We start from the raw sequence: 12,981 nt of genomic DNA on the forward strand, positions 1-12,981 counted from the left end.
CCTTAATTTCATTGGGTTATTGTTTGTGATGATGATGATTACAGTGAGCGAGTAATTAAACGGACGGATAGAGGTTATCGCAAAGGTAACAGATAAATGAAGTAACTTTCAGCGATGTTCTGTTCAAAATTTCAGTTTAAAAATATTCTCATCCTGTCACTATCTTGAGGCTCTATATGCTACCTTTTTTATCACTTTTTTGGGTGCTGGCAGGAATTGTTATCCTGGTTGTGCTTAACCTGAAATATAAAGTCCATAATATATTTTCTTTACTGATTGCCGGAATATTTGTCGCCATTATGGTCGGCATTCCGTTAGAAAAAGTGGTTACGGTTATTCAGCAGGGGATTGGTAGCATTATGGGCCACCTCGCGCTGATTATTATATTCGGCGCGATCATTGGAAAATTCATGACGGAATCAGGGGCCAGCCAGCAAATTGCCGATACCGTTATACGCCATTGTGGCACCCGCTATCTCTCCATCGGCCTGATGTTTATAGGGGTGATATTCGGCATCGCAATGTTTTATGAAGTCGCATTCCTGATTGCCATGCCATTAGTGATGAACATCGCGGTAAAAGCCAACATTCCTTACATGAAGCTGGTGATCCCGACGGTAGTGGGGGCCACGATGGGACACAGCCTGTTCCCCCCACAGCCTGGCCCGATTGCCTTAATCAGTGCGTTCAATGCCGATATCGTCCAGGTTTATCTTTATGGCGTAGTGGTAATTTTGCCCGCCTTATACTGTGCCGGTATTTTATTACCGAAGTTTCTGCCAGGGATAAATCGCATCCCGCTAAACTCAGTTATTAAGCCGATTGAGGAAATCGATTCGCAGCAGCTTCCCTCGTTTAAAATCAGTATCCTGATCCCGTTGATTCCGGCCATCCTGATGATTCTGGCTTCGGTGGTCAGGCCGCTGGCGGGTGAAGCGTCGATCCTCACCCAGGTGTGCAAATTACTTGGCAGCGCAGAAATCAGCATGCTACTGGCGACCTTTACCGCGATTTGGTTTCTCGGTGTTAAACGCGGCATGACGGCAGATGGCATTACGCAGCATGTCTCAAAGTCGATTTCTCAGATTGCCAATGTGCTTTTTGTCATCAGCGCCGGCGGCATTCTGAAGCAGGTGATTATCGATTCTGATGTTGGCGACAGCATTGTTCAGCTGATGAGCCACGTTCCGTTCTCGCCCTTTATTATCGCCTGGTTAATCACTGCCGTTATCCGCATTCTTACCGGGCAAGGCGCAGTTGCCGCAATCACCTCCGCCGGCATTGTCGCGCCGATGATTGGCGCCTTCGATCTCAATCCCGCCTTAATGGTGCTTGCTGTCGCCTGTGGCAGTAACACAATTACCTTGATGTATGACGGCGGCTTTTTGCTGTTTAAAGAGACGTTTGGCATCTCGATGAAGGACACCTTTAAAACCTGGGGATTACTGGAATTAATTAACTCGGTAGTCGGGCTGGGGATGGTGATGCTGATTAGTCAGTTTATCTGATGCTGGGTTGCAAATCCCAGCCGGATTGTTTATGCGTTAATATTCACTTCCCGGCCAGCAGGTGTGTTCTCAACCAGCCGGCCGGGAAAGGTGTCGGCGGCCGCTGTGATGCCTGTTATGCATGACAAGAACAGTACGGAAAAGTCATCACATTGTGCATTTTGAACGCCGACACGAAAAACTTATCTGGAAATAATTTGCTGGAAGCACCCGGTTTAAACAGGCGGGAAAACCTGATCTGGCGGCATAAAATAAGAGTCGTTTTTTTCTAAATTATTGAAAGATCTGGAGATATATGCTGAATTTAACCTGCGCTAAAGAGATTGTTGCGTGTTATGCAATTCTTGTAGCCGATGTTAAAACGGTTCGCGTGAATTTTGTTATGCCTTTTATTCTGATAATTACGAAATGTAATGTGAGGTTATGTCGCTTTAGAAAATCACCGATGTCATGATATTTTCTGTTTTTTATATAATGACAAATTCGCTATGCAACTTCATAAAATCATCATACCCGCTTTCTTCAACAGGTTTCAGTGTGTAGGGCCAGAGTGCTTAATATTGTGCTGTAGGGGTTGGGCCGTAATTATTGATGAAAAAACGCATCAAAAATATATCTCATCTTCACATTCCAAAATTTCAAAGATAGCGAAGGAAAACCTTATTCTCAGGAATAAAGGGGAGAATGATTACTCAATTATTAAGATGAATGAAAAGGGGGAGTGTCCGTTCCTTAATGAAAATAAGCTGTGTATGGTACACCAGGATCTAGGCGAGAGTGCGCTATCGTATACCTGCAGTTCTTACCCACGGATTAGAAAATGTTTTTATGATCAGACTCGCCATATTATGTCGCTCTCATGCCCGGAAGTCGTTCGGCTTGTACTTTTTGATCCGGATGCGATGGTGGTACAGCAGGAGGAAAGACAACTGACAGAGTATGAAACTCACCTTGTTGAACAACGCCCATCGGTCACGCAGGCCGAAAAAGTGGTCCATCTTTTTGCCTGGAATTTAATAAAGTCGCCTGCTGTTAAAATTGAAGAGAATTTAATGGCGCTGACACAATTTATTTTATATCTGCAAAGTATCAACTTCGATTTGCAGAATCATTTAACCGATGTTGAAAACGTCTATGAAGCATTGCTGGCAGAGTTACAAGGCGGTATATCTTTGCTGGGACCAGGCAATCTAACCCGTGCAAACGCAATACGGTATCTGGCGCTATCCGCAATGGGCAAATTTTTCGCTAAAAATTCTACACGAGACAGGTTCATTATTAATGAACATCAAGCCGTTATGGAATATTTGGGATACGCAAACCAAAATGATCCCAGTATACTTGATGCCAAATTCGAAAAAATCAACCAGCAGTGGCAAATGTTATGCAGGGAATCATGTCTGTCAGAGCCCTATGTATTACGAAACTACCTGCTGTGTAAACTTTATAGCACTTATTTTCCCGCTAACAGTATGGCGACCATCATGCATCAGTTGTATCGCATTGTTCTGGATTTTTTCTATATGAAAACCGTACTTAGCGTAAAATCGATGCAGGAAGATATCGACCAGAAGGCCGTGATGAAAACCCTCGCGAGCCTTTCAGCTTATACGATGCACGATGAAAACATTAATGATCGCATGGACACTGCGATTGATATAATTAACAGCGATGACAAATTCTCTTGTCTATTACTTATTGGATAACCCGTCTGCAGAGAGTCAGTCATCGTTCGTTATTGCTGGCAGAGCATGTTTCAGGGGTGAGTTTCCGTCAGCAAGCCTTTTCCCTGCGGTCATTGCCCCGCCTGAAACAGTCAATGTTATTGACTGTATTGACGCCGGCAGACGGTTGAAATCAACACACTCAAGCTGGTTCATTTGATATTGCCAGATCTAATTTGAGGTGTGCAGCTGAAAGGCCAGTGATTCGGTTTCTGGAGCAGAAAGCCTGCTCCTTGAGGCTGAAGCCGGGATTACGATCAGGCGTAATCCGACACGCGCAACCGGCTAAAGCTGGTGCCTGAAAAAACACAATTTAAGCGTCTGAAGGTTCACCATAAAGTTTGCTAGCAATCCTGAAGACATTAACTTCACCCGGTATTGCAATCTATCCTGGTAGAGTTCTTACTGAGCGTATTATTTCAGCAGCAAAATAAATAGCTGGGTGACATTCAGGATTTATTTTGCGAACCCAAATCCGACCTCAGACTGGCGCTTTGCTTGATACCAGCTTAAACAGCGCCGCCACTTTATCGCCACATCCATAGTCAGAAAGCAAAAAAGCCACCTCAAAGGTGGCTCTAATACGCTGATTTAACAACTTAAATTTGGTGGCCCCTGCTGGGTTTGAACCAGCGACCAAGCGATTATGAGTCATAAAATTGGCATGTTTTTAATTGTTTGCCATTGTCTCTATTCGTATTTTTAATTGTCTATAATCAATCGGTTATGAAGTTATTTTTGTTTCTGATTGGTTCTCTTATTTCCCCATTGTACTATCCTTACCTGACCCATTACCTGACCCATTACCTGACCCAAAATGGGCATTGGGTCAGGTAACGCTTATCCTCAGAAAGGTAACCTCATGGCCGCTAATCTTACCGAGACTGCTATACGTGGATTGAAGACAAAAAGTACGTCGTACTACGTGTGGAGCAACAGTGCTCAACGTGGTACTGGCAGGCTTGGCGTTAAGGTTCAACCTTCAGGCAGCAAAGTTTTTTATTTCCGTTATTACGTTGAGAAAGGGAAGAAAGAGAAGTTCATCCAGTTGGGCATCTGGCCTGAGATGAAACTCGTAACAGCCAATGAGCTGGCGAAAAAGTATGGTGCCTGGCTTGTTGAAGGAAAAGAGCCCCAACAAGAGCTTGAGCAACAACGCCTGGCCGAAGAGCACATTATGCAGATCCATCGCTCTCAAGGATCGTTTGAAGAGCTGGTGCATGGCTACGTTAACAAGATGAAGCTCGACAATAAGCGGACCTGGGCTGATGTTCTGAAGCGTCTTGAAAAAGAGTGCTACACGGTTATCCCTCGAGAAACCAAAGCGAAAGATGTAACACCTCTGCAGATCAAAACCATCCTCTCAGGCATTATCCAGCGTGATGCGGTGGTGCATGCTAATCGGATTCGCTCGTATCTGATGGCGGCATTTAACTACGGCCTGAAAGCTGATAACGATCCGATTAATACCAGCGTGGGTATCACGTTTGGTCTTGAAGTTAACCCGGTCTCGGCCATACCGAAACAGTCTTCGGCGGAAAAAGTGGGTGATACATGGCTAACACTGGAAGAGTTGCGTGTTGTCATGGAACAGTTCGCCGGGGCCACCAACGTTGGGCCGCTGATGCAGCATCTGATTCGCTTCTGTGTTTATGCTGGTGGGCAGCGTCCGTTTGAAATGATTGCCAGCCAGTGGAGTGCTATTGATTGGCAACAAAAGACGTTGCTGGTCATAGCCGATGTATCGAAAAACAAGCGTGAGCATCTGATCCCGCTGACTGAATCGGCACTACAGGAATTAGCCTCAGTGAAAGAACTGACTAAGGAAAGCAACAGTCCCTATATCTTCCCACTCTCGACCAATGGAGATCGACCGGTACGCACTGATAGTCTGGCGCGTTCAATCATGTATTTCCGGGCTTTTAATCCTGAGTTTAAAGTTTTCACGGCGCGAGATTTACGTCGCACCTGTAAAACGTTGATGGGGGAGGCGGGGATCAGCAAAGAGATCCGCGACCGTATCCAGAATCACGCTTTGAATGACGTCAGCTCGAAACACTATGATCGTTATGATTACTTGCCTGAAAAGCGCAGGGCGCTTGAGATTTGGGAAGATAGGGTCAACAACTATCAGCGACAGCAGGAAAACAACGTTGTGAACTTGTTTGGGCGGAGGTAAGGACTCGTTGGGCTAAATAGCTGCGCGGAATAGTGCTCCACTTTTGATGAGTCCTTGCAGGACAAGGGGTAAGCATTATACCCACTCAGCCGCGTTACATCTGGCTTGTGGTTTGCTGCTCTTGTGGTAACTGCCATACGTCAATAGGTGGCAGTTGTAGCAGTATTAGGCGCAGCTATTTAGAGCCTGTGGGGTGAGCACAAACCTTTACTTCAGGGCAATATAGGCAGGTGTATCAGGGAAATACAGCCCTATGATGCGACTGGTTAGCGACATCTTGCCAGACTAACGGGCGAGGCCAACGGCTTTCGCCTGTGCCTGATTTTGTTTGAGTTGTTGCTCAATTTTTTGCACAGAAACACCGGTTTCAATTGCGGTTGAGCTGGCGACGGCACGGTAAATTTGTGCTTTGGTAACTATTTTTTTTCTCACGAGCTGTTCTTCTTGGACTATTTTGTTAATTTTAGAGAAGAACAGTACTCTAAACAAGATGCCTCGCATATCTAACTTTTCAGTATCCGCAATAAGTATCTTAATTTCTGAACAAGGCTACTGATTTTATTGATATAAATTGATAGCATCATTGTGTGGAAAATATCATAAGGAAGTAAAATGAAAGCTGGGTCTTATTTTTATTCTTTAAAATTAGTTTCTGATAAATTGAAGATAGATCCTGAGTTGATCGTTGATGAGTGGCTTCAACATAGGGTTTCATTGTATATGAAATTGAATTCTTTGCCCTGTAGAATTATTCGGTATATTGGTGCCGATTCTTTTTTGTTGAAATACGAGATTTTAAAAATAAAAAATGGAATGGATTATTATCAACATGAGTTAATGCCGGAATTCAAAGTTAGACAATTCCATCCAACCAAGAATACCGACATTGATGCCAGGTTAATAAATAATGACCTTGGAATATCCCGTTTTACATATAGTGGTTATGCGTATGGTTATTGGAGATTGAAACCAACAAAAACAGCCCATTTTTTAAAAGAAAAAATTATATCACCAGGCCTAAATATTGTGTTAAGTGATAATGAAGTCCTTGAGAGTATCACTATTCATGGGCGAGATGATAGTGATTATTTAATTTTGTCCAATGAGGCGTCAAAAATTTTAGTTGAGGTGTATGTTGATAGTAAATCTTTTGATTTTTTGCAGAATTATTATTTATTAAGTGATGAAGTGGAAGTTTCTAAAGACAGCATTGATTATAATTATTGTGATATAAAAAAGTCAGTGGATTCAATTCCGTTTATTGAACACTATAGAGCGGCGCTATATATTTTTATACATGAATGGTGGGGGGCGGGATCATCTGAGGAAGTAGTGATTAATAAATTGGTCACACATCTTGAAATGAGTCATCAATTAAAAGTTAAGCATTCAACTGTTAAACGATGGGCTGAAAAACCGCAAATAAATGCAAAATATAGAAGCATGTCTGATCAGAAAAAAGTTTTGTCCATTTTAATTTCTGAGTACTGTAGTACGAAAAACATTAAAAAAGAACCTATGGCAGTTGCATCTTTGTTGAATGAATTTATTCACTCTGAGAAATATTGTTTTAACTGTGAAGTCACTTTTAGTGAACTAGAGGTAGCCACATGGATAATTTAATCATAATACATAAAAATTTTGTCTTACTAAGTGGCTATTAACTGCTTAGTAAGACAAGAATGACTTTCTTGAGTTGTAAATCTGATACATGCTTCTTTTACCAAAACAATGAAGGCAGTATGAAAACAACATTCAAGTATCCAACATCAAGCGAACGCTTGCAGATCCTACGCAACTATGGCGAACCCCATGATCGCCTCGTACGTGAAAAAGAACGTCAGTGCATCACATCGATATCTCGTTCAACGGCTTGGAAACTGGAGCAAGTTGGTCAGTTTCCGTTGCGTAAGTCTATTGGGTTGAAGTCCTGTGGTTGGTTGTTAAGCGATCTGCTTTGCTGGATTAACGAACGTTAGGATCCAGAGGTTTTGTGCTTTTATTTTTTTGTTTTTTTCTGAATGCTCCGTGTTCATCCTGCTATTTCTGCAATTAATAGCGGAATGGCAACTTGAGCGAAACTTTTTAACGTTAATTTTATTAGAGGTATTGCATGTTTAACGCTCGTCCTTTTCCTATTGATTCGTTTCCTCAGATTATCAGAAATGCGGTTTATGAAGTGGAACAGCACACGCAGGCTCCTCAGGCTTTGATTGCCGCATCGGTACTGGGGGTTATTTCGCTTGCATGCCAGAACCGTATTGATGTGTGCCGACTGAATAATTTGCGCAGTCCGGTATCACTTTTCTTACTGACGCTGGCGGAATCTGGTGAACGCAAAAGTACTGTGGACAAACTACTGATGAAGCCATTGTATCAATTGGAAGAAGAATGGTTTGAAAAATATACCCATGACTTGGTTGTCTGGAGGAATGAAGAAACGGTTTTTAACATTGAAAAGAAAGCCTTGATGTCAAAACTGAAGTTAGATATTCGCAAAAATAAAGATCACTCGGCAACGGATGAACTTCTGAAAGAGTTTCTGGAGTCGCATCGTAAAGCACCTGTGAGGTTCAAGCAGATATTTAACGACGCCACACCTGCGGCTATTAAAGATTACCTCTGTGGCTACTGGCGTTCTATCGGTATTATGTCTGATGAGGCTGGCACCATTTTTAATGGTTATACGCTGAACGAACTACCCTTTATCAACAAAATGTGGGATGGTGCAACTTTTTCCGTGGAAAGAAAAAGCGAACCGGAAAAATTAATCAAAAATGCCAGATTGACGTTAGGGTTGATGGTTCAGCCTGATGTATTTAAAGGTTATCTGCAACGTAAAGGCGATACAGCTAAAGGTATCGGATTCTTCGCTCGGTGTTTGATATGTCAGCCTGATTCAAAGCAAGGTTCCAGAATAATCTCCAGCCCCGTTATTTCAAGCGAGCATTTGCCGATATTCCATCAACGACTGATGGAGATAGTTAACGACAATATTGCTAGAGATAATCAAAATGATCGTCTTTGTCTGCACTTCTCGGTAGAAGCGGAAAATCGCTGGATAGAATTTTATAACAAGGTGGAGTCAGATATGGGCTTACTTGGCACCTTAACAGACTTTAAAGACTATGCATCTAAGGTCGCAGAAAATACGGCAAGAGTGGCCGCTCTTCTGCATTTTTTTAATGGCAATGATGGATATATACCTCTTTCTGCAGTCGAAGATGCTGTGAAGATATCTACCTGGTATCTAAATGAGTACATCCACTTATTTTCTAAGCCTCAAGAATTCACTCTGGCAATCTCGGAGGCGGATGAGCTTTATTGGTGGATAAAAAACCATTGTAATCGCCTTGTTGTACCTTATATTACTAAAAATACCATCCTCCAATATGGCCCTAATAAATTCAGGAATCGTAGTAAAGCAAATGAATTACTCAGTGCATTATTCTCTCAAAATAAAATCCTTGTGGGAAAAAAGGGGAAAACCACATTAATAGCTATCGCTGGTTTGAATTCCTCAACTTTATTCTGAATGATTGTATTTAATTCAAGAGTGAAAATTAATAATGAGCCCAGTTCAGTTAATGGTTTGTTGTCATGATAGATAATATATATTAAATCCATCACTTACTTCAATATCATCAAACAGGATGCTATATGACATACGATAGTGAATTCGGATCACACGTATCCCTATATCGGGATAGAATCAAACAGGTTATTGATGACTCCCTCAATGAACATCCTAACTCAATGATTCTTCGTGTTGATCTGCATGATCCAATTGATACAGAGAATATGGATAATCCATTCTTTCAACCTAGGGTTGACTCTGCTGCTATATCTCGCTTTACCAGCGCGTTAAAAGCAAAGCTTGAACACGATAAACATATTAAAACTCAACGGAAAGACTGGCCTGATGCCCGACATTCTACCTTACGTTACGCATGGGTTAGAGAATATACCAAAAATGGAAAACGGCATTACCATTTAATACTGTGTTTCAATCAGGATGCTTATTATCATGTAGGTGATTACGATTTAAACCGTAACACTCTAAGAACAATGATAACAACAGCTTGGTACAGTGCACTTGGCATCCCGATAGATAGTTCAGGGAAGTTAGTTAATTACCCTTCAAATGGCAAATACCTTCTCAATCGTAAAAGGGACAACTTTGAGCAGACTTATAGCGATTTGATGAACAGGGTGGATTACATGACCAAAGTAAGGACTAAAATAGTCGGTGATGGAGACCGTAACTTCGGCTGCAGTCGCGGGTAATTTATTTTTTTACAATAGTGGCTTTTCTTATGGATAGAAAGGCTAGATTTGTTTGTATTCAGATATCGGTAATCTTTTGATGGTTGGAAGCCCGTCCTAGTAGACGCTTTGACATAGCGAAGATGCGAGTTATTCAAAATGTCTCTACGGGCTTCTTCCCGCATTCCGAAGACAAAAGTACCTAAATTAATGTCGTCAAGTACCGAGTACGCACCTGATGAACGACTCCAAACGTCTTGGGTATCGTGAAGATAGGGTCATATCTCAATGCCCTTTGAGCAATGTCAACATTGCGTGTTCATGGCTTTCAATGTTTTTAATGCCTTGCCCTTCCGGCCCCCACTCCTCATAGCTCATCATGATAGCTTGCTTTAGGCTTTCTGCTCGCTCTGTATCGTCATAGAATTTTTTCTTATCTGCCGGTGAATAATTACTGAGTCTCGAATTGCTGCTTGGCGAGATCAGGCAGAGGTTACCGAAACGATGAACATCATTCTCCATTTTGTTTGCGCCAGAAGGATCGGTTTGAGGAAAGTAGTGCTCAACCGACGTTCGACTCGGTGAAAACTGAAAGCCATCAGCATGCTTCTTAATCTCGGGATTATTAAGCCCTTTACCATCGAATAATTGACCAGCATTAAGATCACGCCATAAACGATAATCGAGCAAATTGAACACAAAGTTCTGTACTCCGGTACCACGATGCAAAGTATCAGCGTTGAATTGTTCCTTTTCACTACAAATCTCAGACAGGAACTCATGGCTGAGTTTCTCAAGCTCTTTGAGATAAGCTTCTCCGTTAACGTTCAGTTCGCCTAATGCCAGAGTATTTAAAATGGCTAGCGAGCGATTGAGCCATCGCTTGTAAACATAAGCTGGGTGCGAAACATGAAACATCGACAAGATCATCGCCAGTTGTGTGTTTAAACCAGACCGTTCGTCGTTGCCGAAAGAGTTGTTATAGCTAAAGCTCGAATTGCTATAGTACTCAAGGGTCAGCAGGCTCCACTCCCCATCCTGATCGCGCTTAATGATATAACGGTCAAACAAGGATCTGAACTTCAGCAGATGGAAGGCAAACAGAGTAATTTTTTCCCTGTCATTTTTTATTATCTCAAACGATTGAAGTAGTTTTTTATCATCCAGAGAAACATTTTCATCCACTGTTATCTTCAGTACATGCAATAAGAAATTGGAAAAATCGATGATTGAATCAAATCTCTGCTCTTTTGCTTTTTCATCGTTGTCATCGGTGTGATGAAAACGTCGCTTTTCGATAATTTCCCTTAGCGTCAGGTTTTTGTCTATATCAGCTTTAGTTTCTATAGCACATTTGATCGCCTCAAAATCTGCCGGGAATCCTAGCCACTTTTCACCAAATAGCTTTTTACGAGGCTCTGAGCTAAAGCCCAGTTGTACATAGCGACTCATATCAGCACAAGCATCCCATATTGCAGAAAAGCAGTTTCTTGCTGCAGTTTCACCGTTGAAAACTGACATCAAATTCGCTTTCAACACTTCATGCTTTTCGAGTTGCTCCCCCCGATTATTCATAATCTCGAAGTAGTGGTTGAGGTCGGTATCTTTTGGCACTGCAACCCGCAAGATAGTGACATGTTTGAGCAAATACTGAGAAAACTCGGGGATATCTATGGACTGGGTCTCAAAGTAGCGTTCTATAATGGTAAACGCAGCTTTGATCGAAGGTTCTTCTGGATCAGAATGCTCTTCTGGCTTAAACAGGTTTTGAAGCGTTCGCGTTGATTTAGGACGGCTGTCAAAACCGAGATTAAGGTGCAGCTGGCTTAACTCTTGTTCGCCGCAGTGAGTAACATTAGTTAAGTACGCCAGCAAAATCGACAGAGTTGTATGCCTTTGCTGACCATCGATAGTTTCATAGATCACTTTACCCGGATGCGCGCTATTAACGTTATCTCGAACATACACGACCAGGCTTCCAAGGAAGTATTTCTGCCCAGTTCTATGTTCAGAAGCATCAGCAATATCCCTAATAAGCTGCTCAATCTCCGGGGGCCCCCAAGCGTAGTTACGCTGATAAATGGGAATAATATAATGGCTATTTTCGCTGAATAACTGTTCGATGGTCAGCAAGTTCAAATCGTTACTCGGTGGCATGCACATCTCCCAGCAATTGAGCGATAGAATCTTTTACGGCCCCGGCATTTTGAAAACGGATCTCTGTCCCTACGCAACGCTTTAGCTGAAAACTCAGTACTTGTTGTGGATGGATAGCTTTACCTAGCACTCTCAATAGACCTCTTGGCTCACGTGCATAGCCATCAACACTATCCATGCCAATTTTTTGATAGTGCAACCGCAAGTAGTAACTCCAACAAAAAAAGACTCTTGCCGCTTGAACTAATTCTTTATCACCAAACTTATCGTAATAGGCCATCACCGAACACATAAAGAGATTTTTGATATACATGTCCCCCTTGCGTGAACTGCCAGTATAACGGGTATGTTTTTTTAAGAAATCGCCAAGCTTCGCATTTTCACCCTCAAACAAGGTGTGATGCAGGGATTTATAGTGCTGGATATATTCAAAAAAACGCTTCCCGTTAATCATCACCTGATTAACTTGAAACGGATAATTTTTGCTTTGTTTATCCCACTTCCTGGTAAGGTCATTATTGTAATGCTCAATAGCGAAATCCAAGGCAAGCATAGGCTGTACATATTGGTAATCAGTGGTGGACAGGTTAACGCCTTTGAACACCTCAAGATTATGGCGGCTAAACTGAACGCCATAATCACCATCAAGCCATCGGCGCAGTCGGAATAAAAACTCGCCCATAATGATGTGCAGGCTAGCAGATTCATCATCCGGACTGATACTTTGCTCCCAGAGACTAACGTGGTGTAGTCGTTCCGCTGGCTCTGTGGCGTCCATCATTTCGCGCAAATGGTATGCCTTTAGCAAGTCATGGGGCGCGAGGGCCTTGCCCCTAGCATTTTGTGAGTCGAAAAACTGAAAGGCTTCGCTCAAATCATCGAGCGTCACTTCGATCAGTTCACACTTATTACACACGAAGTGAAGTAGTGATTTGCGCTCGTTATCATTTAGTCCCACAAGGCGGTTCTCAATGACTTTGGCATTGTGCTCAAGGTTGTTAATGCTAACGCTTGAAGTAAAAGATTGTTCCAACAGGGGCGTTGATAACTCACTGACCTGCTCCCCGTTGATTAGTACACCCCGATGTTAGTAATGTCTTCATAAGCCACATGAGGACATCCCCATGAAGAAGCGTTTTTCCGACCA

At 42.4% G+C, this 12,981-nt stretch carries 10 protein-coding genes; 7 read left to right on the forward strand and 3 right to left on the reverse strand.

All coding sequences use genetic code 11. The features are described from left to right. The first annotated feature begins 176 nt into the window (after window positions 1-176). From FHW04_RS18210 to FHW04_RS18220, 3 genes are all read left to right on the forward strand, one after another. Complete coding sequence (locus FHW04_RS18210; RefSeq protein WP_089561929.1) at window positions 177-1,508, forward strand: gluconate:H+ symporter; 1,332 nt, start codon at window positions 177-179, stop codon at window positions 1,506-1,508. A 488-nt stretch (window positions 1,509-1,996) separates the two neighbouring features. Then, complete coding sequence (gene fliB / locus FHW04_RS18215) at window positions 1,997-3,214, forward strand: flagellin lysine-N-methylase (RefSeq protein ID WP_089561930.1); 1,218 nt, start codon at window positions 1,997-1,999, stop codon at window positions 3,212-3,214. An 880-nt stretch (window positions 3,215-4,094) separates the two neighbouring features. Next, window positions 4,095-5,411 (forward strand): tyrosine-type recombinase/integrase, encoded by a 1,317-nt coding sequence (locus FHW04_RS18220; protein ID WP_016243850.1) that lies wholly within the window; start codon window positions 4,095-4,097, stop codon window positions 5,409-5,411. A gap of 285 nt (window positions 5,412-5,696) precedes the next feature. Here FHW04_RS18220 and FHW04_RS18225 read toward each other — a convergent pair whose 3' ends face one another. After that, window positions 5,697-5,912: a hypothetical protein gene (locus FHW04_RS18225; protein ID WP_016243849.1), complete on the reverse strand. Its 216-nt coding sequence runs from the start codon at window positions 5,910-5,912 to the stop codon at window positions 5,697-5,699. Window positions 5,913-6,023: 111 nt separating this feature from the next. Here FHW04_RS18225 and FHW04_RS18230 point away from each other — a divergent pair, with 111 nt between their 5' ends. The 4 genes from FHW04_RS18230 to FHW04_RS18245 all read left to right on the forward strand — a co-directional run bounded on the left by FHW04_RS18230 (window position 6,024) and on the right by FHW04_RS18245 (window position 9,698). Beyond that, complete coding sequence (locus FHW04_RS18230) at window positions 6,024-7,034, forward strand: hypothetical protein (protein ID WP_089561931.1); 1,011 nt, start codon at window positions 6,024-6,026, stop codon at window positions 7,032-7,034. 119 nt (window positions 7,035-7,153) lie between these two features. Continuing rightward, complete coding sequence (locus tag FHW04_RS18235) at window positions 7,154-7,390, forward strand: helix-turn-helix transcriptional regulator (protein WP_016243847.1); 237 nt, start codon at window positions 7,154-7,156, stop codon at window positions 7,388-7,390. A 134-nt stretch (window positions 7,391-7,524) separates the two neighbouring features. Then, complete coding sequence (locus FHW04_RS18240) at window positions 7,525-8,946, forward strand: YfjI family protein (protein ID WP_089561932.1); 1,422 nt, start codon at window positions 7,525-7,527, stop codon at window positions 8,944-8,946. A 125-nt stretch (window positions 8,947-9,071) separates the two neighbouring features. Continuing rightward, a complete protein-coding gene (locus FHW04_RS18245) occupies window positions 9,072-9,698 on the forward strand; it encodes an inovirus Gp2 family protein (RefSeq protein WP_089561933.1) in 627 nt (208 codons plus the stop codon). Window positions 9,699-9,962: 264 nt separating this feature from the next. On the opposite strand, the gene FHW04_RS18250 is transcribed toward FHW04_RS18245, so the two are convergent. Together FHW04_RS18250 and FHW04_RS18255 are read right to left on the reverse strand one after the other, a co-directional pair. Then, the gene (locus FHW04_RS18250) at window positions 9,963-11,810 is read right to left on the reverse strand and encodes a GmrSD restriction endonuclease domain-containing protein (protein WP_227021961.1); all 1,848 of its coding nucleotides are present in this window, start codon (window positions 11,808-11,810) and stop codon (window positions 9,963-9,965) included. 10 nt (window positions 11,811-11,820) lie between these two features. Beyond that, the gene (locus FHW04_RS18255; protein ID WP_227021960.1) at window positions 11,821-12,867 is read right to left on the reverse strand and encodes a hypothetical protein; all 1,047 of its coding nucleotides are present in this window, start codon (window positions 12,865-12,867) and stop codon (window positions 11,821-11,823) included. Between the last annotated feature and the right edge of the window lie 114 nt (window positions 12,868-12,981).

This window comes from Pantoea sp. AN62 (genome assembly GCF_050432985.1).
In the GTDB taxonomy this organism is placed as follows: domain Bacteria; phylum Pseudomonadota; class Gammaproteobacteria; order Enterobacterales; family Enterobacteriaceae; genus Pantoea; species Pantoea brenneri.

Bases quoted from the DNA above. Each gene is read 5' to 3' on its own strand.
- FHW04_RS18210 (WP_089561929.1), top strand. From the start codon at position 177: ATGCTACCTTTTTTATCACTTTTTTGGGTGCTGGCAGGAATTGTTATC.
- fliB (WP_089561930.1), top strand. From the start codon at position 1,997: ATGCAACTTCATAAAATCATCATACCCGCTTTCTTCAACAGGTTTCAG.
- FHW04_RS18245 (WP_089561933.1), top strand. From the start codon at position 9,072: ATGACATACGATAGTGAATTCGGATCACACGTATCCCTATATCGGGAT.
- FHW04_RS18240 (WP_089561932.1), top strand. From the start codon at position 7,525: ATGTTTAACGCTCGTCCTTTTCCTATTGATTCGTTTCCTCAGATTATC.
- FHW04_RS18230 (WP_089561931.1), top strand. From the start codon at position 6,024: ATGAAAGCTGGGTCTTATTTTTATTCTTTAAAATTAGTTTCTGATAAA.
- FHW04_RS18225 (WP_016243849.1), bottom strand. From the start codon at position 5,912: ATGCGAGGCATCTTGTTTAGAGTACTGTTCTTCTCTAAAATTAACAAA.
- FHW04_RS18220 (WP_016243850.1), top strand. From the start codon at position 4,095: ATGGCCGCTAATCTTACCGAGACTGCTATACGTGGATTGAAGACAAAA.
- FHW04_RS18235 (WP_016243847.1), top strand. From the start codon at position 7,154: ATGAAAACAACATTCAAGTATCCAACATCAAGCGAACGCTTGCAGATC.